Source organism: Pseudomonas sp. R4-15 (assembly GCF_055768815.1).
The window spans coordinates 1,331,379-1,357,858 of record NZ_CM147293.1 but is presented as its reverse complement, the minus strand read 5'-3'; the positions used below and the strand labels follow the sequence as shown (position 1 = coordinate 1,357,858).

Below are 26,480 nucleotides of genomic sequence, written 5' to 3'. Positions count from 1 at the left end.
TCGGGAGGCGTTGGCGGTGTAGAAACAGCGCGCCCCGATGAAAACGAAAACGCCCGGCAATCGCCGGGCGTCTCTTTTTCAGCAGCGGTTAGCCGTGATAAGCGGCGGACAGTTCGTGCACGGCCTCGATGAAGGCACCGGCATGGGCAGGATCGACCTCCGGGGTGATGCCATGGCCGAGGTTGAACACGTGGCCGCTGCCCGGGCCATAGGCAGCGAGGATACGTCCCACCTCGGCGCGGATGGCCTGCGGGCTGGCGTAGAGCACCGAGGGGTCCATGTTGCCCTGCAGAGCGACCTGGGCACCCACGCGGGCGCGCGCCTGGCCAATGTCGCAGGTCCAGTCCAGGCCCAGCGCCTCGGCGCCGACCTGGGCCATGCTTTCCAGCCACAGCCCGCCGCCCTTGGTGAAGAGGATCACCGGCACGCGGCGTCCATCGTGTTCGCGGATCAGGCCATCGACGATCTTCTGCATATAGGCCAGGGAGAATTCCCGATAGGCCGCATCCGACAGGCTGCCGCCCCAGGAGTCGAAGATCTGCACCGCCTGCGCACCGGCGCGAATCTGCCCGTTGAGGTAGGCCGTCACCGCGCTGGCGAGCTTGTCGAGCAGTGCATGCATGGCGGCGGGATCGCTGTAGAGCAGCGCCTTGGACTGGCGGAAGTCCTTCGACGAACCGCCCTCGACCATATAGGTGGCCAGGGTCCAGGGACTGCCGGAAAAGCCGATCAGCGGCACACGGCCGTTCAGCTCGCGGCGGATGGTACGCACCGCGTCCATCACGTAGCCCAGGTCGGCCTCCGGATCGGGCACCGGCAGCGCATCGATGTCCGCACGGGTCTTCACCGACTTGCGAAAGCGCGGGCCTTCACCGGTCTCGAAGTACAGCCCCAGGCCCATGGCATCGGGCACAGTGAGGATGTCGGAGAACAGAATCGCCGCATCCAGCGGGTAGCGTTCCAGCGGTTGCAGAGTGACCTCGCAGGCCAGCTCGGCGTTGCGGCACAGACTCATGAAGTCCCCGGCCTGGGCGCGCGTGGCGCGGTACTCGGGAAGGTAGCGGCCTGCCTGACGCATCATCCACACGGGGGTGACGTCGACAGGTTGCTTGAGCAGGGCGCGGAGGAAACGGTCGTTCTTCAGGGCGGTCATGGGCTCGTCCAGATCGGGAGTGCGGGCATTTTCGCAAAGCGGATGAGAAAAGGCACGGCGAATGCCGTGCCTTCCGGCGGAGGGAACTGCCTTCAGCCACACAGCGCCTTGCGCCGGCGGCCCTCGGCGTCGGCCGCGCGCAGGGCGGCGAGTACGCTCTGCGGGTCGACCGGAAAAGGCTCGTTGTGGATGCTTTCGCCCTCGGCGCAAGCCAGTTCCGCAACGCGCAGCAGGTCGGCGTCGGACGCATCCGGCAGACCGATATCCGCCAGGCATACCGGCAGGCCGATCGCCAGGCAGAACACGTAGACCTCGTCGATGAGCGCCGGCGCGCTGTCGCGCAACATGAGCATCGCCAGGGTGCCGAACGCCACCTTCTCCCCATGCCAGTAGTCGTGGGTCGCGTGCAGCGCGGTGAAACCGTTGTGGATAGCGTGCGCTGCGGCCAGGCCACCACTCTCGAAGCCGAGGCCGGACAGCAGCGTGTTGGCTTCGATGATGTGCTCCAGCGCCGGCGTCACCACCTGCTGACGACAGGCCTGCAGAGCCAGCGGACCGTATTCGAGCAGGGTGTCGTAGCACAGCCGCGCCAGGGCATAGGCCGTGCGCGGGCCGACACGCCCGGTCATGTTGCCGGCGCCGCGCAGGCGGCAGTCCTCGGCCTCGAACCAGGTGGCTAGCGCATCGCCCATGCCGGAGATCAGAAAGCGCGCCGGTGCCTGCGCGATCACCTGGCTGTCCACCAACACCAGGTCCGGGTTGCGTGGCAGCACCAGATAACGTTTGAAAGCCCCCTCGGCGGTGTAGATCACCGACAGCGCGCTGCACGGCGCATCGGTGGAGGCCAGCGTCGGCACTACCGCCACCGGGAGGTTCAGGGCATGGGCCAGGGCCTTGGCGGTATCCAGGGTCTTGCCACCGCCGACGCCGGCGATGCAGGCCGGCTGATCACGACGCGCCAGGGCGACCAGTCGCTCGATTTCCTCGTCCGAACACTCGCCGGTGAAACGCACGTGGGTCAGCGCCAGCTTGCCGGCACAGGCGATTTCGACGGCACCGCCGAGATGGTCGTCAGCGAAGGGGTCGAAGAGCACCAGGGCCCGCTCGCCAAAGCGCAGCAGTTCATCCCCCAACTGGTCCAGCGCATTGCGTCCCTGGACGTAGCGGGAAGGGAATATGGCGGTAGTGAGCATGGCGATGTCTCCTTGCAGTCGATAGGTCGACTCTAGGAGATGTGCGAGACAGGCGTGTTGCGCCAGATCATCCCGACGCGACGGGTTGTCGCGCCGGGATGCAGGGGAGATCAGACGCCAAGGTAGTCGAGGATGCCTTCGGCAGCCTGGCGGCCTTCGTAGATGGCGGTGACCACCAGGTCCGAGCCACGCACCATGTCGCCACCGGCGAAGATCTTCGGGTTGCTGGTCTGGTGCTTGTACTGCGACTCGAAGGGCGCGACCACGCGACCCTGGCTGTCGGTGGCGATGTCGAACTCGTCGAACCACGGCGCCGGACTGGGACGGAAGCCGAAGGCGATGACCACGGCGTCGGCCGGAAGGACTTCTTCGGAACCGGGAATCGGCTCGGGGCTGCGACGACCACGGGCATCCGGCTCGCCGAGGCGAGTCTCGACCACCTTCACGCCTTCCACCTTGTCCTCGCCAACGATGGCGATGGGCTGGCGGTTGAAGAGGAATTTCACGCCCTCCTCCTTCGCGTTCTTCACTTCCTTGCGCGAACCCGGCATGTTCGCCGCATCACGACGGTAGGCACAGGTCACGCTCTTGGCGCCCTGGCGGATGGAGGTGCGATTGCAGTCCATGGCGGTGTCGCCCCCCCCCAGCACCACCACGCGCTTGCCCCTCATATCGACGAAGGCGTCCTCGGGCTGCTCGAAGCCCAGGTTGCGCTTGACGTTACCGATGAGGAAGTCGAGCGCGTCATGCACGCCGGGCAGATCCTCACCGGGGAACCCACCCTTCATGTAGGTATAGGTCCCCATGCCCATGAACACGGCGTCGTACTCGTCGAGCAATTGCTGCACGCTGACGTCCTTGCCGACCTCGGTGTTCAGGCGAAACTCCACGCCCATGCCGGTGAACACTTCGCGGCGGCGCGAAAGGACGCTCTTCTCCAGCTTGAACTCGGGAATGCCGAAGGTCAGCAAGCCACCGATCTCGGGGTTGCGATCGAACACCACCGGAGTGACGCCGCTACGCACCAGCACGTCGGCGCAGCCCAGGCCCGCAGGACCGGCACCGATGATGGCGACACGCTTGCCGGTGGGCACCACCTTGGACATGTCCGGACGCCAGCCCATGGCGAAGGCGGTATCGGTGATGTACTTCTCCACCGAACCGATGGTCACCGCGCCGAAACCATCATTGAGCGTGCAGGCACCCTCGCAGAGTCGATCCTGCGGGCAGACCCGCCCGCAGACTTCCGGCAGGGTGTTGGTCTGGTGGGAGAGTTCGGCGGCGGCGAGGATGTTGCCCTCCGAGACCAGCTTCAACCAGTTGGGAATGAAGTTGTGCACAGGGCACTTCCATTCGCAGTAGGGGTTGCCACAGCCCAGGCAGCGATGCGCCTGCTCCGCAGCCTGCTGGGGCTTGAACGGGTCGTGGATCTCGACGAATTCCTTCTTGCGCTGGCGCAGCAGTTTCTTCTTCGGATCCTTGCGCCCGACCTCGATGAACTGGAAATCGTTGTTGAGACGTTCGCTCATATCAAACCTCTTTGCGCAGCCTCAAGCTCCATGCTTCAAGCCGCAAGACACAATCACGGTGGCCGACGAGCCGGGCGCGCAGCGCATCCGGCTCGTCGTTCAAGGCATTACTGCGGGTTGGCCCGGGTGCTGGAAAGCAGCGACTTGAGGTTCGCGGCCTTGGGTTTCACCAGCCAGAATTTGCGCAGGTAGTCGTCCAGGTTCTCGGCCAGGGTACGACCCCACTCGCTGCCGGTCTCGCGCACGTACTCGTCGAGCACCGCCTGCAGGTGGTTGCGCTGGGCTTCCATCGCCTCGTTGTTGATACGCTGGATTTCCACCAGCTCGTGGTTCACCCGGTCGACGAAGCCATTGTCCTGGTCGAGCACGTAAGCGAAGCCGCCGGTCATACCCGAGCCGAAGTTGTAGCCGGTCTTGCCGAGGACGCAGATGAAGCCGCCGGTCATGTACTCGCAGCAGTGGTCGCCGACACCCTCGACGACCGCGTGGGCACCGGAGTTGCGCACACCGAAGCGCTCGCCCGCAGTACCGGCTGCGAACAGCTTGCCACCGGTGGCGCCATACAGGCAGGTGTTGCCGATGATCGCCGAGTCCTGGCTGCGGAAGGCGCTGCCGGCCGGCGGCGTGACCACCAGCTTGCCGCCAGTCATACCTTTGCCGACGTAATCGTTGGCATCGCCTTCCAGGTACAGGTTCAGGCCGCCGGCGTTCCAGACGCCGAAGCTCTGCCCCGCGGTGCCCTTGAAGCGGAAGGTGATCGGCGCCTTGGCCATCCCCTGGTTGCCATGCACCCGGGCGATTTCACCGGATACGCGCGCACCGATGGAGCGGTCGCAGTTGCAGATGTCGAGGCTGAACTCGGCGCCGCTGGCGGCATCGATCACCGGCTTGGCCAACTTGACCATTTCCTCGGCGAGCAGCCCCTGGTCGAACGGCGGGTTGCGGTCGACTTGGCAGAACTGCGGCTTGTCGGCCGGCACCAGGTCGCTGCCCAGCAACGGGGTCAGGTCCAGGTGACCCTGCTTCTCGGTATCGCCCGGAAGGATTTCCAGCAGATCGGTACGCCCGATCAGCTCGGCCAGGCTGGCGACGCCGAGCTTGGCCAACCACTCGCGGGTTTCCATGGCGATGTAGGTGAAGAAGTTGGTGACCATCTCCACGGTGCCGATGAAGTGTTCCTTGCGCAGGCGCTCGTTCTGCGTCGCCACGCCGGTGGCGCAGTTGTTCAGGTGGCAGATGCGCAGGTACTTGCAGCCCATGGCGATCATCGGCGCGGTACCGAAGCCGAAGCTCTCGGCACCGAGAATGGCCGCCTTGATCACGTCCAGGCCGGTCTTCAGTCCACCGTCGGTCTGCACCCGCACCTTGCCGCGCAGGTCGTTGCCACGCAGGGTCTGGTGCGCCTCGGAGAGGCCCAGTTCCCAGGGGCTGCCGGCATAGCGAATGGAGGTCAACGGCGAGGCGCCGGTACCACCGTCGTAGCCGGAGATAGTGATGAGGTCGGCGTAGGCCTTGGCCACGCCAGCCGCCACCGTACCGACGCCGGGCTCGGACACCAGCTTCACCGAGACCAGCGCGCCGGGGTTGACCTGCTTGAGGTCGAAGATCAGCTGCGCGAGGTCCTCGATGGAATAGATGTCATGGTGCGGCGGCGGAGAGATCAGCGTCACGCCAGGCACCGCATAGCGCAGTTGGGCGATCAGACCATTGACCTTGCCGCCGGGCAGCTGGCCGCCTTCGCCGGGCTTGGCGCCCTGGGCGACCTTGATCTGCAGCACTTCGGCGTTGACCAGGTACTCCGGCGTCACGCCGAAGCGGCCGGTGGCCACCTGCTTGATCTTGGAACTCTTCAGGGTGCCGTAGCGCACCGGGTCTTCGCCGCCTTCGCCCGAGTTGGAGCGACCACCCAGGCGGTTCATCGCCTCGGCCAGCGCCTCATGGGCCTCGGGCGACAGCGCGCCGAGGGAAATGCCCGCGGCATCGAAGCGCTTGAAAATCGACTCCAGCGGTTCGATGGCGTCGAGTTCCAGCGGGGTCTGCGACGGCGTGACCTTCAGCAGGTCGCGCAGCATCGCCACCGGACGGCTGTCGACCAGCGCAGTGTATTCGCGGAATTTCTCGTAGCTGCCCTGCTGCACGGCCTGCTGCAGCAAACCGACCACGTCCGGGTTGTAGGCGTGGTATTCGCCGCCATGCACGAACTTCAGCAGACCGCCCTGCTGGATCGACTTGCGCGGGCTCCAGGCTTCGGCGGCGAGCAGCTTCTGCTCGGCCTCCAGGTCCACGAAACGCGCTCCCTTGATGCGGCTGGCGACGCCACGGAAGCACAGATCGACGACCTCGTCGGAGAGGCCCACCGCCTCGAACAGCTGCGCACCACGGTAGGAGGCCATGGTCGAGATGCCCATCTTCGAGAGGATCTTCATCAGCCCCTTGGAGATGCCCTTGCGGTAGTACTTGAACACCTCGTAGAGGTCGCCGAGCACTTCGCCGGTACGGATCAGGTCACCCAGCACCTCATAGGCGAGGAACGGATACACCGCCGTGGCGCCAAAGCCCATCAGTACCGCGAAGTGATGCGGGTCGCGAGCGGTGGCGGTCTCTACCAGGATGTTGGCGTCGCAGCGCAGGCCGCGCTCGACCAGGTGGTGGTGAACCGCGCCGGTGGCCAGCGCGGCATGCACCGGCAGACGGCCGGGGGCGATGGCACGGTCGGAAAGCACCAGCAGGGTCTTGCCGGCGCGTACCGCTTCCTCGGCCTGTTCGACGATATTCTGCACCGCGGCCTGCAGTCCCAGGCTCTCTTCGTAGTTCAGGTCGATGACCTGATGGGCGAAGCCGGGGGTGTCCAGGTTGAGGATGGTGCGCCACTTCGCCGGGGAGATCACCGGCGACGTGAGGATGGCCCGGCGGGCGTGCTCGGGGCTTTCGTCGAAGACGTTCAGCTCGGCGCCCAGGCAGGTCTCCAGGGACATCACGATGGCTTCGCGCAGCGGGTCGATCGGCGGGTTGGTGACCTGCGCGAACTGCTGGCGGAAATAATCGTAGGGCGAGCGAATGCGCTTGGAGAGCACCGCCATAGGGGTGTCGTCGCCCATCGAGCCAACCGCTTCCTGACCCTGCTCGGCGAGCGGGCGCAGTACCTGGTCACGCTCCTCGAAGGTGACTTGGAACATCTTCATGTACTGCTTGAGCACGTCCGCGTCGTAGAACGGCGAGCCGTGGTCATGGTCGTCCAGGGTCGACTGAATGCGCCGGGCGCTCTTGCGCAGCCACTGCTTGTAGGGGTGGCGCGACTTCAGGCGGCTGTCGATGTCGTCGGTGTGCAGTACCTGGCCGGTCTCGGTGTCCACGGCGAGGATCTGCCCCGGACCGACACGCCCCTTGGCGATGACGTCTTCGGGCTTGTAGTCCCACACGCCGATTTCCGAGGCGAGGGTGATGTAGCCGTTCTTGGTGGTGACCCAGCGCGCCGGACGCAGACCGTTGCGGTCGAGCAGGCAGACGGCATGGCGGCCGTCGGTCAACACGACGCCGGCCGGACCGTCCCAGGGCTCCATGTGCATGGAGTTGTATTCGTAGAACGCGCGCAGATCGGCGTCCATGGTCTCGACGTTCTGCCAGGCCGGCGGGATGATCATGCGCACGCCGCGGAACAGGTCGATGCCGCCGGTGACCAACAGCTCGAGCATGTTGTCCATGCTCGACGAATCGGAGCCGACGCGATTGACCAGCGGACCGAGCTCGTCGAGGTCCGGAATCACTTCACTGGCGAACTTGGCCCGGCGCGCCTGCGCCCAGTTGCGGTTGCCGGTGATGGTGTTGATCTCGCCGTTGTGCGCCAGGAAGCGGAACGGCTGGGCCAGCGGCCACTTGGGCAACGTGTTGGTGGAGAAACGCTGGTGGAACACGCAGATGGCGGTTTCCAGGCGCGGATCACTCAGGTCCGGGTAGAAGGCGGCGAGATCCGCCGGCATCATCAGGCCCTTATAGATGATGGTCTTGTGCGAGAAACTGCAGATGTAGTGCTCGCTGTCCTCGGCGTTGGCCACCGAGGAGCGACGCCGTGCGGAGAACAGCTTCACCGCGAAGGCCTGGTCGGACAGCTCGCCACCGCCGATGAACACCTGCTCGATGGCAGGCAGCCGCTCGGCGGCCAGACGCCCCAGAACGGACGGGTCGACCGGCACCTTGCGCCAGCCGATCAATTGCAGGCCCGCCGCGACGATCTCGCGGTTCATGTTCTCCCGAGCGATCTCGGCGCGCGCCGGATCCTGATTGAAGAACACCATGCCCACGGCGTATTGCGCGGGCAGTTCGACGGAGAAGTTTTCCTGGGCGACGGCACGCAGGAATGCGTCCGGCTTCTGGATCAGCAGACCACAACCGTCGCCGGTCTTGCCGTCGGCATTGATGCCGCCACGGTGGGTCATGCAGGTCAACGCTTCGATGGCGGTCTCGAGCAGATGGTGACTCGCCTCGCCCTGCATATGGGCTATCAGGCCGAAGCCGCAGTTATCCTTGAATTCATCAGGATGATAAAGACCTGCTTTCATAGGAACTCTCATCAGGACAGCCTCACGGCGAGGCTCATTGCTAAAAACAGGCGACCCAACCCGCACGCGGACGCGTGCCGGGTTCACGCAGGCAAAGGGAGGCTATTGTACATAGCTCATCCGACGCTCACAAATGCGAAACGGCGCCAGAATGACACAGCATGTCGCAAAGCTGTAGGAAGCGACAGAGGGCTCGTGATAACGGCCCGTGCTCAGCGGGCCGGCACGATCTCCGCGCGCACGTCCGCCAGACTCCGCGGCCACGGCTTGCCGGCGCGTACCGCTGCCGGCAAGGCGGCAAGCGCCTGCTGTGCCGCGCTACGTGAGGCGAAGCTGCCGTAGGTCACCACGTAGAGCGGCTGACCTTGGTGCTGCTTGCGGAAGTAGTGGTACTGATCACCATGCTCGCGAACGAAGTTGCGCGCGCTGGTCTCGCTACGCGATCCCAGGATCTGCAGCGTGAAGTTACCTGCCGGCTGCGACGCGTACCAATCCCCGCCCGTCGCCTGGCTGGCGTTGGCGCGCGGCGTTGGCGCGGCAGGTGCCGACGGCGACGCGGGTTGCGCAGCGGCGGGCTGCTGCACAACCTTGGGCTCACTCTTCGGGGGCGTCGGGCTAGGCGCCGCGGGCGGCGTCGCCGGCTTGGACGTGACCTCCGGCTGAGCCGGCAGCGGCAGCGCTGCAGCGTCGCCAGACGACGGGGCCACCGGCGCCGGCGCAGGGATCGGGGCGCCTTCCTCGGCGACCTCACCGGCTTCCTCGTCGCCAGCGGCCTGAGCCAACGGCGAGCGGATGACCGGCTGCGACTGCCCGACCAGGGGCAGCGGCAGCGGTTGGGAAGAGCCGGCGAACTCGATATTCGGCTCATCCTTGCCGCCACGCTCGGCCTGAGTCGCATCCGCAACGTCACCGCTAGTGGCCGGCGGACGGCCGGTCTCGCCCTGCATCAGCCAGGCGGCAATCACGCCGACACCGACCACGGCCAACGCAATCAAGTGCTTCTTCGGCAACTTCAGCGCCACGCTCGGCAGAGATAGACTGCGACGCTTACCCTGACCCGCAGGGGCACTGCGGCGCGAAAGCATGCCACTGACCAACTCGTCCCGGGCGACCTGGTTGATGGTTCCTGGCCAGCCACCGGAGCGTTCATGGATATCGGCGATCTGATCGTCGGAGAACAACGACAAATCACGACCGGCACCCTCGAGGCGCTGGGCCAGGTAATCGCGCGTCTCCTCCTCGCTGTAGGGCTGCAGGTCGACGACGTGAAAAGCGCTGTCTTGCGCGCCACGGGCTTCCAGCCGTGGCAGCAATTCAGGACGTGCGAAGAGGAACACATGGGGTTTCGACTCGAGACTTCCCCTCGCCAGCTCCATGAGCATGTCCAGCGCAGCATCCCCCAGCGCTTCGGCATCGTCCACCAGCAGGTAGGCCTCGCGTCCGCTGAGTGACAACTGCCCGAGCTCACGCTGCAGCCCGGCAAGATCGACGATGGTCACACCCAGGCCCTGGGCGAACTGCGCGACAAGCGCCTCGCGACTGGATGCCGTGCGTGCGCTCACAGCTACCGTCAGCACCGTCTGCTTGTTGGCACTGGCGGCCAATGCCTGGCGCACCAGCGTCTTGCCACTGCCTTCAGGGCCCGACACCACCAGCATCAGCTGGCTGTAGCGCGCCAGGTGGTGCAACTGCCCCAGCACCGGCTTGCGCTGCGGCGCGAAGAACTTGAAGCCCGGGACCCGTGCGGCGAAGGGATCATGATCCAGGTGGTAATGGGAAAGAAACGCCTCGTCGGCGTGCAGACTGCTCATCGAGCCTCTCCGCTGTTCGCGGCGAGCGCCGCGTAATCCGCCGCAAGCGTGGCTTGCAGCACTTCACTGGGATAATCGGCGGTCACCACAGCGTCGCCCATGCCGCGTAGCAGCACCAGGCGCAACTGACCGTCGAGTACTTTCTTGTCCACCGCCATGTGCGTCAGGAAATCCGCGGGAGCCATTTGCGCCGGCGGCACCACCGGCAGTCCGGCCCGCTGCAGCAATCGAATACCCCGGTCACGCTCGGCGGCGGAAATCCAGCCCAACCGGCAGGACATCTCCATCGCCATCACGCAGCCGGTGGCGACCGCCTCTCCGTGCAGCCAGACCCCATAACCCATGTGGGTCTCGATGGCATGGCCGAAGGTATGTCCGAGGTTCAAGGTGGCGCGCACGCCCCCCTCTCGCTCATCGGCGGCAACCATCCTCGCCTTGGCAGCACACGAACGCTCCACGGCCTCGACCAGTGCCTCGGGCTGCAAGTCGCGCAAGGCGTCGATGTTCGCCTCGAGCCAATCGAGAAAGCTCGCATCGCAGATCAGGCCATACTTGATGACCTCGGCAAGCCCCGCGGACAGTTCCCGCGGCGGCAGGCTGGCCAGCGTGGCGATATCGATCAGCACCGCCTGGGGCTGATAGAAGGCGCCGATCATGTTCTTGCCCAGCGGATGATTGATACCGGTTTTACCGCCTACCGAAGAGTCCACCTGAGACAACAGGGTGGTCGGCACCTGCAGGAAGTCCACACCGCGCTGGTAACAGGCGGCCGCGAAGCCTGCCATGTCCCCCACCACGCCTCCGCCCAAGGCGATCAGCGTCGTGCGCCGGTCATGTCGAGTGCGAAGCAGATCGTCGAAGATCAGCTGCAGCGTCTCCCAGTTCTTGAAACGCTCGCCGTCGGGCAGCACCACGGAGGTGACCTTACGCTCACCGAGCGCCCGCTGCAGGCGCTCGAGATAAAGCGGCGCTACGGTCTCGTTGCTGATGATGGCGACCTGGCGCCCGCGAATGTGTCGCGCCAGCAGCTCGCCCTGATCGAGCAGCCGCTCGCCGATGTAGATGGGGTAGCTGCGCTCGCCGAGCTCGACATTGAGAATCCGCATGGTGGCCCCTGCGTTGGAAAGGGCGACTAGGATAGCGCGTTTGCAGCGCCGCTTTAATGACCGTGCAGCGCGCGCAAGCGCGAGACGATCTCCTGTGCGACGAGACGCGGTGGGCGCTCGTCGGTCTCGATGATCACGTCGGCGATTTCTCGATAGAGCGGGTCGCGCAACTGCAGGAGGTTACGCAGTACGGCCGCGGGGTCGGCCGTCTGCAACAACGGCCGATTGCGGTCTCTGCTGGTTCGCTCGATCTGCTGCTCGACCGAGGCATGCAGGTAAACCACGTCGCCAAGCGACAGGGCTTCGCGATTCTCCGCACGCATCACCGCACCGCCACCGGTAGCCAGCACCAGCCCCTGCTGCTCGCACAGGTCGGCGATCACCGCCTGCTCGCGATCGCGAAAACCACTCTCGCCCTCGACATCGAAGATCCAGGGAATGTTCGCGCCGCTGCGCTCCTCGATCTCCCGGTCGGAGTCCTTAAAAACCAGCCGCAGCTCCCTGGCCAGTAAACGCCCGATGGTACTTTTGCCGGCCCCCATGGGGCCGACCAGAATCACGTTGCGCACAGGATCAACGACTCACCGCAATGGCCTGGTTGTTCATGATCCGCGGGGTCAGGAAGACCAGCAGCTCGGACTTGGAGTCGGTCACGGTATCTCGCCGGAAGAGCCGGCCGAGATAAGGCAGGTCCCCCAGGAACGGGACCTTCTCAACCGATTTGGTCTGGGTATTCGAGAACACGCCACCGATGACGATGGTCTCGCCATCGTTCACCAGAACCTTCGCATTGACCTCGTTCTTGTTGATCGGCGGCACGCCGTTAAGGGCGTTAGCGAAGTCCGGCTCATCCTTGTTGACCCGCACCTCCATGATGATGCGATTGTCCGGCGTGATCTGCGGAGTCACCTCCAGGGACAGCGCCGCCTCCTTGAAAGAGGTGCTGGTCGCCCCACTGGAAGAGGCCTCCTGATAGGGAACCTCGGCGCCTTTGAGGATCTTCGCGGTTTCCTTGTCCGAGGTGACCACCTTGGGTTGGGAAACGATCTCACCGTTGCCAGTGGCCTCCATGGCGGAAAGCTGCAGGTCGAGAATGGCGTGACTGGAAACGAAGCCGATACCGATGCCCGAGGTGGCACTGTTCGCCCCGAGGTCCACGAAAGGCGTTGGCGAACCGTTCTCGGCCGTTGCGCCCTGCCCGGTGGTCGTAGAAGTGGGCAGTGTACACGTCCCCGCGAAGGGACCGCAGCTACCAGCGCCCTCCGAATCGATACCGATATTGCCGTCCCCGCCCCAACCGGCGTAGTTCCCCGACGTGAAGGCGCCCCCCCAGCGGACCCCGAGGCTCTTGTCGTAATCCACATTCGCCTCGACGATACGCGCCTCGATCATCACCTGGCGTACCGGAATATCCAACTGGGCAACGATTCGCCGCAATTCGTCGAGGCGATCCTGAGTCTGGTAAGCGATGATGGCGTTGGTCCGATCATCCACCGTGATCGAGCCACGCTCCGCGGTTTGAGCGGCACTCGGGTCGGCGGCAGTGACCGACTGAAACAGCTTGGCGATATCCGCCGCCTTGGCATAGTTGACCTGGATGAGCTCGCGACGCAGCGGCGCCAGCTCTGCGATCTGCTTCTGCGACTCGAGCTCCTGCCGCTCACGGGCGGCAATTTCCTCTGCGGGCGCGACCAGCAACACGTTACCCACCTGGCGCTTGTCTAGCCCCTTGGTCTTGAGCACCAAGTCCAGTGCCTGGTCCCAGGGTACGTTTTGCAGCCGCAAGGTGATGCTGCCCTGCACGGTGTCACTGGCGACCAGGTTCAAGCTCGTAAAGTCGGCGATCAACTGCAGGACCGAGCGAACCTCGATGTCCTGGAAGTTCAGCGAAAGCTTTTCACCGCTGTAGGCGAAGCGCTCCTTGCGGCGCTGCTCGACCTCGCCCTGGGCCAAAGGCTTGACGCTCACGGTCAAGCGATTATCGGTCTGGAATACCAGGTAATCGTAATAGCCGGTGGGTTCGATGTTGATCAGCGTACGCCCGCCCTCGGCACTGGCGCTGACGAAGTTGACCGGAGTGGCGAAGTCCTTGACGTCCAGGCGAACACGCAGCGCCTCGGGCAACTGCGCATCGCCGAAGTCCAGGCGAATACGTCCGCCCTGCTCTTCGACGTTAGGGCTGATCGACGCATCGGAGAGGTCGATGACCACATTGCCCTCTCCCTGCTCGCCGCGCTGGAAGTCGATATTGCGGATGGCATGCCCCGCCACGTTGGCTTCCCAGGGGCGCGACTGCGGATCTCGACTGGAGGCCCCCGGTGCGAGGCTGATAGCCGCCGGACTGATCGGACGCGAAACGGCCGGCTCGGCCACCACGGGCGCTGGCGCAGGTGCAGGTGCTACGGCGAGCGGCACGGGCGCAGGTGCCGGCGTCGCCACAGGCGCGGGCGCGCTGGCGACCGGAGGTGGCGTCGGAATCGCGGCAGCGGGCGCCGGCTGGTCGGCCGCCACCAGGCTCTGAGCGCCCTGGCCAAGCACGATGTACAGATCATTACCCTGCACGCGAGTGGCGTAGGGCACCAGTTGCGTCAGGTTGACGATCAGCCGGGTGCGATCCTTGACCTCGACCAGCGTCAGGCTGCGTGCGCTGCCAACGTCGATCGCCCGGGTCTTCTCGGCCAGGCGGCTGGAGACTCCGGGAAGATCGAGGGCGATACGTGCCGGTTGCTCGATGGTGTAGCCTCGCGGCTGCGCCACCGGCTGGTCGAAGCCCAGCTTGAGCTCGACGCGGTCGCCAGGAAGCGCCGCAACGTCCAGGGACTGCAGGTTCGCGGCCATGGCACAGGGAGCGCCAAGCAGCGCGAACAAGAGAGGTAGCGCGCGCAAGACTTTGCTGTTCATCGTCGAATTCCGTTGTGCTGGCTGGCGGTGGTCGTTCATCTTGCTATCCCTCTCCCTGCGCCTGCGGTGCCGCGTTGAGCGGCAAGGTACGTGGCCGCTCGAGCCACCCACCCTCACCATCAGGCACGATCTCCATCACGTCGATCTGGCCGTCGCTGATGGCGGTGATACGGCCATCGTTGCGCCCCAGATAGTCACCCACCTTGACCCGGTGAACGCCACCCGCCCCACGCACCAGGGCGTATTTGCCAGCGCTGTTGGAGAGGGTACCGACCATCTTGAAGGTTTCGATATTGAAGCCTTCGAGGAACTGCTTGACGCGATTCTCGTCGGGCTTGATGTCCCGAGAACCGCGTTCGCGCTTGCTGAGGTCGATCTTCAGTGGCGGCTGGAACGGGTTGCGCAAGTTCGAGGCCGCATAGGTGAAAGGTTCATAGGGCTGGAAGGTCGGCAGCGGCTCGACTTTGCCCTTGGGCCGCGCGCGCACCTCCGCCATGAAGGCATCGAGGTCAGAGAAATCCTGGCTGGGGCCACAACCGGACACTACCGCCAGCAGCACAAGGAGCAGCAGTCGCGATCTCATTGCTGCGCCCCCTTGTCATTGTAGCGATAGGTCTTGGCGACGATGGTCATGCGCAGCCGGTTGGCGTTCGCCGGATCGACCGGTTGGATCTGGAAGTCGTGCAGGGTGACGATGCGCGGCAGGCTGGAGACGCCGCTGACGAAGGTCGCCAGGTCATGGTAGGTGCCAATGACCGAGATATTTATCGGCAGCTCGATGTAGAACTGACGGGCCACCTCAGGGGCCAGTTTGATCTCTTCGAACTCCAGGCCACTCCCCAGACCGGTGCGGGTGATGTCCTCAAGCAAACCCGGCACTTCGGTGTCGCTGGGCAATTGCCGCAACAGCACGCCGAAGGACTCCTCCATTTCCCGCATCTGCGCCTTGTAGGCCTCCAGATTGGCGGCCTGAAACGCCTTGCTGGTGAACTGCTCCTTGAGGGCCTGCTCCTCGGCGGCACGCTGGTCGAGCTGCGTTTCGAGATCCTTGAGGTGGAAGTTGTAGCCCAGCGCCAAGACCAGCACCGCGAGCAGGATCGCGCAGATGACCTTGACCGGCGCGGGCCAGGAGCCCAGGTTGTTCAGATCGAGGTCCGCCAGGTCGATCTTGCGCAGGCTTTCCAGCGAGTCGGCGAGGCTCATGGGGTAGCTCCTTGCTCGGCTTGCGCATTGGGCTGCGTCTGCTGGACGCTCAACTGGAACACGTTGGCCTGGTCGACCGCGCCCGCGGTCACCGCCTTCACCTCGGTCAGGCTCGGCGCCTGCAGCCACTCCGAGGACTCCAGGTTGCGCATCAGGTTGGAGACCCGATTGTTGGATTCCGCAGCTCCCGTGATGGCTATCGTCTTGCCGGTCATTTTAAGGCTGGTGTAGTACACACCATCGGGCAGGGTGCGTACCAACTGGTCGAACACCCGCGCGATGATGGGCCGGTTGCCCTGCAGGTCCTGGATGATCTTCATGCGTTCGAGCAGTTGCTGGCGTCGGGTACGCAGCTCGCTGATTTCCTTGATGCGGGCATCGAGCACGGCGATCTCGGCGCGCAGGTGATCGTTGCGCGCGACCTGCGCGGCAATCGCAGAGTCCAGGTAGCGCGAGGCGAGCAGGATCATGCCGCCAGAAGCCACCAGAACCAGCAGGAGAACGGCTACGAAACGCTTCTTGCGCTCTTCGCGGAGTTGCTCACGCCAGGGGAGTAGGTTGATGCGTGCCATGCTCAGTCGAAGCTCCTCAACGCCAGCCCGCAGGCAATCATCAGCGCAGGCGCATCACTGGCCAGCGCCCCGGCGTTGACCTTCGACCCCAGCGCCATGTCCGCGAACGGATTGGCGACCAGCGTCGGCGTCCCGGTCTTTTCTTGAATCATCTGATCGAGGCCGGGTATCGAGGCGGTTCCCCCGGCCAGCATGATGTAGTCGACGTCGTTGAACTGCCCCGCCGCGAAGAAGAACTGCAATGATCGCGAGACCTGCTGCAGCACCGCCTCCTTGAAAGGCATGAGCACCTCGCTCTCGTAGTCGTCCGGCAATCCGCCCTGCTTCTTCGCCAGGCCCGCCTCTTCGACGGCCAGACCGTAGCGGCGCTGGATTTCCTCGGTCAACTGGCGGCCACCGAACAACTGCTCGCGGGTGTAGACGGTACGTCCGCCGTGCAACACGCTGAGGGTGGTCATGGTCGCGCCTACGTCGACCACCGCCACCGTCATGTCGTCGGCGGGGCCGGAAAGCTGGCCAGACAGCAGCCCGAAGGCTCGCTCCAGCGCATAGGCTTCCACGTCCACCACCTTCGCGCTCAGGCCGCCCAGGGCCAAGGCCGCTTCACGAACCTCGACGTTTTCCTTGCGACAGGCAGCCAGTAGCACGTCGACACGCTCGGCGTTGCGCGCCGAAATGCCCTGCACCTCGAAGTCGATGGCCACTTCCTCGAGCGGATAGGGAATGTACTGATCGGCCTCGAGCTTGAGCTGGTTTTCCATCTCCTCGTCGTTGAGGCCGGCATCCATCTCGATGGTCTTGGTGATCACCGCGGAGCCCGCGACCGCCACGGCGGCCTGCTTGGCATTCGTCTTGGCTTTGGCGACCACACGGAACAATGCCTGGCCCACGCCCTCCAAATCGGCGACGTTCTTTTCGACAACGGCATTGACGGGAAGCGGCTCCACCGCATAGGCCTCGACCTTATAGCGGCTTCCGGAACGGCTCAGCTCCAAAAGCTTGACCGACGTCGAGCTGATGTCGATCCCCAACAGCGAATTCGCTTTTTTGGTGAAGAGCCCTAGCACGAGAATTTCCCTATTTACGCCCGAAGGTTACAGACGTTTTTTGCATTTCGACATTAAATAACAGTCTTGACAGTAGCGCAAATGGCCTTATGCAACCGATCACCTTATAATGCCGGCAGCGTTCAAGCCCCTCTCCCACCGCAAAACAAGTCATTCATTTATCTGGAATTTTCAGCTTGATCCGATTGTTGAAATTCATCTTCTGGTCGTGCGTCGCGTTGGTCTGCACCCCGATCGTGGCATTGAGCGGGGCCTTTCTCTACCTCAGCCCCAGCCTTCCGTCGGTAGATGCACTGCGCAATACCCAATTGCAAATCCCGCTGCGAATCTACAGTGCCGACGACAAGCTCATCGCCGAGTTTGGCGAAATGCGCCGTTCGCCGATCGAATATGCGCAGATTCCGCAGGACTTCATCAATGCCCTGCTGGCCGCCGAGGACGACAATTTCGAAAACCATTATGGCGTCGATCCCAGCGGCCTGCTGCGTGCGGCCACACAGTTACTAAAGAGCGGACACATACAAAGCGGCGGCAGCACCATCACCATGCAGGTGGCGAAGAACTACTTCCTCACCAGCGAGCGCAGCTTCTCCCGCAAGATCACCGAAATCCTGCTGGCCTTGCAGATTGAACGAGAGCTGAGCAAGGAACAGATCCTGGAGCTGTACGTCAACAAGATCTACCTCGGCAACCGCGCCTACGGCATCGAAGCGGCCGCACAGGTCTATTACGGCAAATCGATTCGAGACCTGAGCCTTGCGCAGATGGCGATGATCGCCGGTCTGCCAAAGGCACCTTCGCGCTACAACCCCCTGGTTGACCCTCAGCGCAGCAAGGAGCGCCGCGACTGGATCCTCGGGCGCATGTACCAGCTCGGAAAGATCGACAAGGCCCGCTACGAAGAAGCGCTGGCTGCGCCGATCGATGCTCGTCACTATGTGCAGCCGCCGGAGCTGGAAGCCCCCTACATTGCCGAAATGGTTCGCGCGGAAATGGTCGGCCGCTACGGTAGCGCTGCTTACACCGAGGGTTATCGGGTCTACACCAGCGTCCCCAGCGAGCTGCAGAACGATGCGACTCGCGCCGTTCGCGCAGGCCTGATCGAGTACGACCAGCGCCACGGCTACCGCGGCCCAGAGACCCAATTCCCCGGGCAGACGCCCGCGCAGTGGCTCGAAGAGCTGCGACGCCAGGGTCTGCGCGGCGGACTGGAGCCCGCCATCGTCACCCAGGTGCAGAAGGACGGTCTGCAGGTGCTCCTGCGCGACGGCCAGCAGGCACAGGTGCCCTGGGAAAGCATGAAGTGGGCGCGCCCCTTCCTCGCCACCAACAGCATGGGACCGCGTCCGGGCAGCCCCGCAGACGTGGCCAAGGCCGGCGACCTGATCCGCGTGAGCCGCAACGACGACGGCACGCTGGCCTTCAGCCAGGTGCCGCAGGCGCAGAGCGCGCTGGTCTCCCTCGATCCGCACGACGGCGCCGTACGCGCCCTGGTCGGCGGTTTCTCCTTCGAGCAGAGCAAGTACAACCGCGCCGTGCAGGCACGCCGCCAGCCCGGATCGAGCTTCAAGCCCTTCCTCTATGCGGCCGCGCTGGACGACGGCTACACCGCCGCCACTCTGGTCAACGACGCCCCCATCGTCTTCGTCGACGAAGCGATGGACCAGGAATGGCGACCGAAGAACGACAACAACACCTTCCTCGGCCCGATTCGCCTGCGCGAGGCCCTGTACCGCTCCCGCAACCTGGTGTCCATTCGCGTATTGCAGAGCATCGGCATCGACTATGCCCTGGACTACGTGACCAAGTTCGGCTTCGAGCGCCAGTACCTGCCTCGCAACCTCTCCCTGGCCCTGGGCACCGCCTCGCTCACTCCGATGGAAGTCGCCACGGGTTGGAGCACCTTCGCCAACGGCGGCTACAAGATTCAGCCCTACGTGATCCAGCGCATCGAGAGCCGCGACGGAGACGTCCTCTACGAAGCCAACCCGACGCTGGCGGAGCCCGCCCCCGAAGGCGCGCAGACCGCGACCACGACGCCGGCACCTACGCCTAGCCCCGCAGCGCCGGCGCAAGATCCCGCCGCCACCGCGACACTGCCCGGCGAAGGCGAACCGCGCCCACGGCATGCCGAGCAGGTGGTCGATCCTCGCACCACCTACATCCTCACCAGCATGCTGCAGGACGTGATCAAGCGGGGGACCGGTCGCCGAGCCCTGGCCCTCGGACGCAACGACCTGGCGGGCAAGACGGGCACCACCAACGATTCCAAGGACAGCTGGTTCTCCGGCTACAACGCCGACCTGGTGACCAGCGTCTGGTCCGGCTTCGACCAGCCGCAGAGCCTGGGCCGCAACGAGTACGGCGGGACCGTCTCCCTACCGATCTGGATGCGCTACATGGGCGCCGCCCTCGAAGGACGCCCGGAGCACGCACCGGCCGAGCCAGACGGCATCGTGACCCTGCGCATCGACCCACAGAGCGGACGTGCGGCCTCTCCGGGCACCCCCGGCGCCTACTTCGAACTGTTCAAGAGCGAGGACACCCCGCCGAGCAACAACGAGTTCGAGCCCGGCACCCGCGCGCCCGGCAGCCCGCTGCCCAGTGACGACGCCACGCCGATCATGGACATCTTCTGATCGGCAAGCACGCCCCCCCCCCTCCAGAAACGAAAGAGCCCCGCCTAGGCGGGGCTCTTTGCATGCGGCGACGGGATCAGCGCTTGAACACGTCGGCCACGCTCTGCAGCGGGTAGTGCGCCGGATAGGGCAGGGTCGCCACACCGCTTTCGATGGCGGCCTTGGCCACTGCATCGGACACCAGCGTAATCAGGCGCGGGTCCATCGGCTTCGGAATGATGTACTCACGACCGAATTCCAGGCTGATGCCGCCGTAGGCGTCGCAGACTTCCTGGGGTACCGGCAGCTTGGCCAGTTCGCGCAGTGCGTTGGCGGCGGCGATCTTCATTTCCTCGTTGATGCGGGTGGCGCGAACGTCCAGGGCACCGCGGAAGATGAAGGGGAAGCCCAGCACGTTGTTGACCTGGTTCGGATAGTCCGAACGGCCGGTGGCCATGATCACGTCGTTGCGGATGGCGTGCGCCAGCTCCGGCTTGATTTCCGGATCCGGGTTCGAGCAGGCGAAGACGATCGGGTTCGGCGCCATGCACGCCAGGTCTTCGGCCTTGAGCAGATCGGCACCGGACAGACCCACGAACACGTCGGCACCCTGCAGGGCGTCGGACAGGGTGCGCTTGTCGGTCTCGGTGGCGAACACCGCCTTGTACTGGTTCAGGTCGGTACGCCCGGCATGAATCACGCCCTGGCGGTCGATCATGTAGATGTTCTCGACCTTGGCGCCCATGCTCACCAGCAGCTTCATGCAGGAGATGGCGGCGGCACCGGCGCCCAGGCAGACGATCTTCGCCTCGGCCAGGTTCTTGCCGGCGATTTCCAGCGCGTTGAGCATGCCGGCCGCGGTGACGATCGCGGTGCCGTGCTGGTCATCGTGGAACACCGGGATGTCGCACTGTTCGATCAGCGCGCGCTCGATCTCGAAGCACTCGGGTGCCTTGATGTCCTCGAGGTTGATGCCACCGAAGGTGATGGAAATGCGCTTGACGGTGTCGATGAAGGCCTGCGGGCTTTCGGCATCGACCTCGATATCGAACACGTCGACACCGGCGAAGCGCTTGAACAGCACGCCCTTGCCTTCCATGACCGGCTTGGAGGCCAGCGGGCCGAGGTTGCCCAGGCCGAGGATGGCGGTACCATCGGAAATCACGGCGACCAGGTTGCCCTTGCCGGTGTAGCTGTAGGCCAACTCGGGATCGCGGCCGATTTCACGCACGGGCTCGGCGACGCCGGGGCTGTAGGCCAGGGACAGGTCGCGTGCGGTGGCAGTGGGCTTGGTCAGCTCGACGCTCAGTTTCCCGGGACGGGGCTGCGCGTGATATTCGAGAGCGGCTGTTTTCAGATCGGACATGTTGGATTTTCCGCTTTTTTTTCGTGGGGACAGGCAGGCGGTCGAGGATACGCAATGTCCAGGCGCCGGACAAGACCACCCGGTCACGCCTGTCAAGGGCGAAGATCTACGACTTTCAGCGAAGTAAGCGACGTTTTCAGCCCATAAAAAAGGCGCCCTAAGGCGCCTTTTCCTACAACGTTGGGGGTTCGGCTTACTTGCTGCCGAAGACACCGAAACGCTGCTTGAAGCGGTCGATACGGCCGCCGGTGTCCAGGACTTTCTGCTTGCCAGTGTAGAACGGGTGGCATTCGGAGCAGACGTCCAGGGAGATGTTCTTGGCGATGGTGGAGCGGGTCTTGATCACGTTACCGCAGCTGCAGGTCGCTTCGATCTCGACGTAGTTCGGATGGATATCGGCTTTCATGGGGTTTTCCTCGCTCGGGCATGCCGCCACCCGACCCGATGTCAGGTACCGCATGCAAAACAGGGTGCGGATCATACGGTCGCCCGAAGCGTCACGCAAGCCCAGCCGATCCACGGTAGGCGCCGCATGCAGCGGACTTGCCTCGCGCCGGGCACTCCGTACACTGGCCGCTCATCCCAGCAGAGCGCCGCCGTGCCCGCCCCGATTCTTCGCCTGGCCCTTGCTTCGCCGCTGCGCCGGCTGTTCGACTACCTGCCGCCACGCGGCGTGGAAGCGGGCGCCCTGCGCCCCGGCGTACGCCTGCGCGTGCCCTTCGGCAACCGCCAGGTGATCGGCGTACTGATCGAACTCGCCGAACACAGCGAAGTCCCGGCGGAAAAGCTCAAGCCCGCCAGCGAACTGCTCGACCACGAACCGCTCCTGCCCGAGCCACTGTTTCGCCTGGCCCTGTGGAGCGCCCAGTACTACCAGCATGCACTGGGCGACACCCTCGCCTGGGCCCTACCGGTCCTGTTGCGCCAGGGTGAGCCGGCCCAGGCCCGCGAGGAACGTTATTGGCACATCGCCGAGGGCGCCAGCCTGGACGATCCGCGCCTGGCGCGCGCACCGCGTCAGCGCCAGGCGTTGCAAGCCATCGCCCAGCACGCCCACGGAGTCGCGCAGACGCTGCTGCCCAAGCTCGGACTGAACCGCGAGAGCCTGGAGCTGCTGCGGCAGAAAGGCCTGCTGCGCCTGGAGGTCCGCCAGGCGCGTCCGCCGGCGCGCAGCGGTGGCTGGCTGGCTCAACCCGAGCTGACCCTCAACGCCGAGCAACGCATCGCCTTCGAAGCGGTGCAGTCGAGCGCCGGCAACTTCGCCTCCTTCCTGCTGGCCGGCGTCACCGGCAGCGGCAAGACCGAGGTCTACCTGCAACTGATTCATCGCACCCTCGCCGCCGGCCGCCAGGCACTGGTGCTGATTCCCGAGATCAACCTCGGCCCGCAGACCGCCGAGCGTTTTTCGCGGCGCTTCAACGCGCGGGTGGCGCTACTGCATTCCGGCCTCAACGACCGCCAGCGTCTGGACGCCTGGCTCGCCGCACGCGATGGCGAGGCGGAGATCGTCATCGGCACGCGCTCGGCGCTGTTCACCCCGCTCAAGCGCCCCGGGCTGATCATCGTCGACGAAGAACACGACGCCTCCTATAAACAGCAGGAAGGCCTGCGCTACCACGCCCGCGACCTCGCCGTGGCGCGCGCGCGCCTGGAGCACACGCCCATCGTCCTGGGCTCGGCGACGCCCTCGCTGGAAAGCCTGCACAACGCGCAGATGGGCCGCTACGGACTGTTGCGCCTGAGCCAGCGCGCCGGCAATGCACAACCGCCCCGCATGCTGCGCCTGGACGTGAAGAGCCTGCCGCTGGATGCCGGCATCAGCGGCCCCTTGCAACAGGCCATCCGCCAGACCCTGGAGGCGGGCCAGCAGGTGCTGGTGTTCATCAATCGCCGCGGCTTCGCACCGGTGCTGCTGTGCCACGACTGCGGCTGGATGTCGATGTGCCCGCGCTGCGATGCGCGCATGACCCTGCACCAGCGGCACAACGAACTGCGCTGCCACCACTGCGGCTACGTCGAACGCCCGCCCGCCGCCTGCCCGAAGTGCAACCACCTGGACCTGCGCCCGGTAGGCGCCGGCACCGAACGCGCCGAGGAACGCCTGCAGATCCTGTTCCCCGAGCATCCGGTCCTGCGCGTCGACCGCGACAGCACGTCGCGCAAGGGCGCCATGGATCGTCTCTATGGGCAGATCGGTCGCGGCGAGCCCTGCATCCTGGTCGGCACGCAGATGCTCGCCAAGGGGCACCACTTCCCTCGGGTCACCCTGGTCGCCATCCTCGACGCCGACGGCGGGCTCTATTCCACCGACTTTCGCGCCGCCGAGCGCATGGCCCAACTGATCGTGCAGGTCGCCGGGCGAGCGGGGCGCGCCGAGGAACCGGGCCGGGTGATCGTGCAGAGTCACATGGCCGACAACCCGCTGCTGGTGCAACTCACCGAGCAAGGCTATTTCGCCTTCGCCGAGCAGGCGCTGGCCGAGCGCCGCGCCGCCGGGCTACCGCCGTTTTCGCACATGGCACTGCTGCGCGCCGAAGCCCACAAGCCCGGCCAGGCCGAGCAATGGCTGGACGAGGCCTGCAGCCTGGCCGAGGAATTGCGCGAGACCCTCGCCACGGACGACGTCGAACTGCTCGGCCCGGTGCCGGCGCCGATGGAACGCCGCGCCGGGCGCCACCGCGCGCAGTTGCTGCTGCAGAGCAACCAGCGCAGCGCACTGCACAAGCTGATGGCGCATTGGCTGCTGCCCCTGGAGCAACTGCCGGGCAGTCGTGCGGTGCGTTGGTCGCTGGACGTGGACCCGATCGACCTGTTCTGAATCCGCGTCACGGCCCTGCGGCTTGCAGCACGTCGCCCCACACCCCGATAATGCGCGGTCCCAAGCCAGCCGCGCAGCACGACCGATGAAAGACACGATTCGCCAACTGATCCAGCAAGCCCTCGTCCGCCTCGAAAGCGAAGGCGTACTGCCTGCCGGACTGACGCCGGCGATCCAGGTGGAGAACGCCAAGGACAAGACCCACGGCGACTTCGCCAGCAACATCGCCCTGATGCTCGCCAAGCCCGCTAGCCTGAAACCGCGGGATCTGGCCGAGAAGCTCCGCGCGGCGCTGCCGGCCGACGCCAGCATCAGCAAGGTCGAGATCGCCGGGCCCGGCTTCCTCAATTTCTTCCAGAACAGCGATGCCCTCGCCGCACGCCTGGAAACGGCGCTGGCCGACGCGCACCTGGGCGTGCCTCGCAGCGCTCCCGCGCAGACCGTGGTGATCGACCTCTCCGCACCGAACCTGGCCAAGGAGATGCACGTCGGCCACTTGCGCTCGACCATCATCGGTGATGCCGTCGGCCGCGTGCTGGAGTTCCTCGGCGACACGGTGATCCGGCAGAACCACGTCGGCGACTGGGGCACTCAGTTCGGCATGCTGCTGGCCTACCTGGAAGAAAAACCGGCCGCCGCCGAAACCGAGCTGTCCGACCTCGAAGGCTTCTACCGCGCCGCCAAGCAGCGTTTCGACGAATCCCCCGAGTTCGCCGACCGCGCGCGCCAACTGGTCGTCGCCCTGCAGGCCGGCGAGCCCGATTGCCTGCGCCTGTGGACGCGCTTCAACGAGATTTCCCTGTCGCATTGCCAGAAGGTCTACGACCGCCTGGGAGTGAAGCTGACCCGCAGCGACGTACGCGGCGAAAGCGCCTACAACGAAGACCTGCCCAAAATCGTCGAAGCACTGCGCGCCAAGGGCTTGCTCACCGAGGATGCCGGCGCCCAGTGCGTGTTCCTCGACGAGTTCAAGAATTCCGAGGGCGACCCGCTGCCGATGATCGTGCAGAAGGCCGGCGGTGGTTACCTCTACGCCACCACCGACCTCGCTGCGACCCGCTACCGCAGCGACGTGCTGCACGCCGACCGCGTGCTCTACTTCGTCGACCAGCGCCAGGCGCTGCACTTCCAGCAGGTCTTCGCCGTGGCGCGCAAGGCCGGCTTCGTGCGCGATGCGATGCAGATGGAGCACATGGGCTTCGGCACCATGAACGGCCCGGACGGCCGTCCGTTCAAGACCCGCGACGGCGGCACGGTGAAGCTCATCGACCTGCTCGATGAAGCCGAGAACCGCGCCTATGCGCTGGTCAGCGAGAAGAACCCCGAGCTGGACGAAGCCGAACTGCGGCGCATCGCCCGCGCGGTGGGCATCGGCGCGGTGAAATACGCCGACCTGTCCAAGCACCGCACCAGCGACTACAGCTTCAACTTCGAACAGATGCTCAGCTTCGAGGGCAACACCGCACCCTACCTGCTGTATGCCTACACCCGTGTCGCCAGCGTGTTCCGCAAGCTGGGCAAGGGTTTCGACGAAATCGACGGCCAATTGCGCCTGCAAGCCGACCAGGAACTGGCACTGGGCGCGCGCCTGGCGCAGTTCGGCGAAGTGCTGGCGAATATCGCCGAGAAAGGTACGCCGCACCTGCTGTGCGCCTACCTCTACGACCTCGCCGGCCTGTTCTCGAGCTTCTACGAGCATTGCCCGATTCTCTCCGCCGAAGACCAGGACACCCGCGCCAGCCGCCTGCGCCTGGCCGCACTGGCCGGTCGCACCCTGCGCCAAGGCCTGGAGCTGCTCGGCCTGGAACCGCTGGAGCGCATGTAAATGGCGCGCAAGAAGCCTGCCCCGAAACGCGGCGCCAGCCGTTACCAGGCACCCAGCAAGAAGCCGGTGCCAGGCTGGCTGTGGCTGGCCTGCGGCCTGATCATCGGCGGCTTCGTGATGTTCCTGCTCAACCTGGAGCCGGGACGTGACGAGGTCGTGCGCACCAAGGACGAGCCGCGCAAGCCGGTCGCCAGTTCCACCCTGGAACCGAACAAGCCGAAGTACGACTTCTACACGCTGCTACCCGAATCCGAAGTGATCGTGCCGCCCGAGGCGCTGCCCGAAAAGCCCACGGCCACGCCCGAGCAGAAACCGGTAAGCCCCGAGGAAGCCGCGCGCATCGACACCCAACGCGCCCAGGCTGCGCTCAACGGCGAGGTGCCCGCACCGCCGCCGCCGGTGGCCAAGGTGGAGACCGACAGCAAGCCCGCCCAGGCGCCGCTGAGTACTCAGTACTTCCTGCAGGCCGGCTCGTTCCGCAAGCGCGATGACGCCGACCGCGTGCGCGCGCAGATCATCCTCATCGGCCAGGACGTACGCGTGGAAAGCGGTACCGTGCGCGACGAGACCTGGTATCGCGTACTGGTCGGCCCCTACGCCAACCGCGACGAGCTTTCCGGCGCACAGAAGCAACTGGCCAGCGCCGGCTTCAGCAACCTGCTGCTGCAACAACGCCAGGTTCGCTGAAGCATGCCGGGCGCCAACCAGGCGCCCGGCCCAGGCGGTTTCCCTTGAAGCCGCACGCCGGCATCCCCATATCGG

At 65.2% G+C, this 26,480-nt stretch carries 18 protein-coding genes; 4 read left to right on the top strand and 14 right to left on the bottom strand.

The genetic code is table 11. The features are described 5' to 3' along the window. Positions 1 to 88: 88 nt before the first annotated feature. From hemE to ACYRGX_RS06340, 12 genes are all read right to left on the bottom strand, one after another. Complete coding sequence (hemE, locus tag ACYRGX_RS06395) at positions 89 to 1,153, bottom strand: uroporphyrinogen decarboxylase (RefSeq protein ID WP_473055772.1); 1,065 nt, start codon at positions 1,151 to 1,153, stop codon at positions 89 to 91. A 92-nt stretch (positions 1,154 to 1,245) separates the two neighbouring features. Next, a complete protein-coding gene (locus ACYRGX_RS06390; RefSeq protein WP_473055771.1) occupies positions 1,246 to 2,346 on the bottom strand; it encodes a glycerol dehydrogenase in 1,101 nt (366 codons plus the stop codon). 110 nt (positions 2,347 to 2,456) lie between these two features. Next, positions 2,457 to 3,875: an FAD-dependent oxidoreductase gene (locus tag ACYRGX_RS06385; protein WP_473055770.1), complete on the bottom strand. Its 1,419-nt coding sequence runs from the start codon at positions 3,873 to 3,875 to the stop codon at positions 2,457 to 2,459. 107 nt (positions 3,876 to 3,982) lie between these two features. Beyond that, positions 3,983 to 8,431: a glutamate synthase large subunit gene (gene gltB / locus ACYRGX_RS06380; protein WP_473055769.1), complete on the bottom strand. Its 4,449-nt coding sequence runs from the start codon at positions 8,429 to 8,431 to the stop codon at positions 3,983 to 3,985. Between the two features lie 212 nt (positions 8,432 to 8,643). Continuing rightward, a complete protein-coding gene (locus ACYRGX_RS06375) occupies positions 8,644 to 10,242 on the bottom strand; it encodes an AAA family ATPase (RefSeq protein ID WP_473055768.1) in 1,599 nt (532 codons plus the stop codon). Further along, the gene (gene aroB, locus ACYRGX_RS06370) at positions 10,239 to 11,348 is read right to left on the bottom strand and encodes a 3-dehydroquinate synthase (protein WP_473055767.1); all 1,110 of its coding nucleotides are present in this window, start codon (positions 11,346 to 11,348) and stop codon (positions 10,239 to 10,241) included. Before aroB ends, ACYRGX_RS06375 begins: the two co-directional genes overlap by 4 nt. A 53-nt stretch (positions 11,349 to 11,401) precedes the next feature. Then, complete coding sequence (aroK, locus tag ACYRGX_RS06365; RefSeq protein ID WP_473055766.1) at positions 11,402 to 11,917, bottom strand: shikimate kinase AroK; 516 nt, start codon at positions 11,915 to 11,917, stop codon at positions 11,402 to 11,404. A 4-nt stretch (positions 11,918 to 11,921) separates the two neighbouring features. Then, on the bottom strand, positions 11,922 to 14,249 hold the full coding sequence (locus ACYRGX_RS06360) for a type IV pilus secretin PilQ (RefSeq protein ID WP_473055765.1): 2,328 nt from the start codon (positions 14,247 to 14,249) through the stop codon (positions 11,922 to 11,924). A gap of 43 nt (positions 14,250 to 14,292) precedes the next feature. Beyond that, entirely contained in the window at positions 14,293 to 14,832 is a 540-nt protein-coding gene (pilP, locus tag ACYRGX_RS06355; protein WP_473055764.1) for a type 4a pilus biogenesis lipoprotein PilP, read from the bottom strand. Beyond that, the gene (pilO, locus tag ACYRGX_RS06350) at positions 14,829 to 15,452 is read right to left on the bottom strand and encodes a type 4a pilus biogenesis protein PilO (RefSeq protein WP_473055763.1); all 624 of its coding nucleotides are present in this window, start codon (positions 15,450 to 15,452) and stop codon (positions 14,829 to 14,831) included. Before pilO ends, pilP begins: the two co-directional genes overlap by 4 nt. Further along, positions 15,449 to 16,024, bottom strand: a complete 576-nt coding sequence (locus ACYRGX_RS06345; protein WP_473055762.1) for a PilN domain-containing protein — start codon at positions 16,022 to 16,024, stop codon at positions 15,449 to 15,451. The genes pilO and ACYRGX_RS06345 overlap by 4 nt, the downstream gene beginning before the upstream one ends. Before the next feature lie 2 nt (positions 16,025 to 16,026). Then, positions 16,027 to 17,091 (bottom strand): pilus assembly protein PilM, encoded by a 1,065-nt coding sequence (locus ACYRGX_RS06340; protein ID WP_473055761.1) that lies wholly within the window; start codon positions 17,089 to 17,091, stop codon positions 16,027 to 16,029. A 176-nt stretch (positions 17,092 to 17,267) separates the two neighbouring features. Between ACYRGX_RS06340 and ACYRGX_RS06335 the strand changes: the two genes are divergently transcribed. Then, positions 17,268 to 19,730 (top strand): penicillin-binding protein 1A, encoded by a 2,463-nt coding sequence (locus tag ACYRGX_RS06335; RefSeq protein WP_473055760.1) that lies wholly within the window; start codon positions 17,268 to 17,270, stop codon positions 19,728 to 19,730. 76 nt (positions 19,731 to 19,806) lie between these two features. Here ACYRGX_RS06335 and ACYRGX_RS06330 read toward each other — a convergent pair whose 3' ends face one another. Together ACYRGX_RS06330 and rpmE are read right to left on the bottom strand one after the other, a co-directional pair. Beyond that, positions 19,807 to 21,075 (bottom strand): malic enzyme-like NAD(P)-binding protein, encoded by a 1,269-nt coding sequence (locus ACYRGX_RS06330; RefSeq protein ID WP_473055759.1) that lies wholly within the window; start codon positions 21,073 to 21,075, stop codon positions 19,807 to 19,809. A gap of 193 nt (positions 21,076 to 21,268) precedes the next feature. Next, positions 21,269 to 21,481, bottom strand: a complete 213-nt coding sequence (gene rpmE / locus ACYRGX_RS06325) for a 50S ribosomal protein L31 (RefSeq protein ID WP_473055758.1) — start codon at positions 21,479 to 21,481, stop codon at positions 21,269 to 21,271. 192 nt (positions 21,482 to 21,673) lie between these two features. On the opposite strand from rpmE, the gene ACYRGX_RS06320 reads away from it, so the two are divergent. From ACYRGX_RS06320 to ACYRGX_RS06310, 3 genes are all read left to right on the top strand, one after another. After that, positions 21,674 to 23,893, top strand: coding sequence for a primosomal protein N' (locus ACYRGX_RS06320; protein WP_473055757.1), 2,220 nt, complete (start codon positions 21,674 to 21,676; stop codon positions 23,891 to 23,893). Between the two features lie 85 nt (positions 23,894 to 23,978). Beyond that, positions 23,979 to 25,718 (top strand): arginine--tRNA ligase, encoded by a 1,740-nt coding sequence (gene argS, locus ACYRGX_RS06315; RefSeq protein WP_473055756.1) that lies wholly within the window; start codon positions 23,979 to 23,981, stop codon positions 25,716 to 25,718. Then, the gene (locus ACYRGX_RS06310; protein WP_473055755.1) at positions 25,719 to 26,405 is read left to right on the top strand and encodes an SPOR domain-containing protein; all 687 of its coding nucleotides are present in this window, start codon (positions 25,719 to 25,721) and stop codon (positions 26,403 to 26,405) included. Positions 26,406 to 26,480 lie beyond the last annotated feature (75 nt).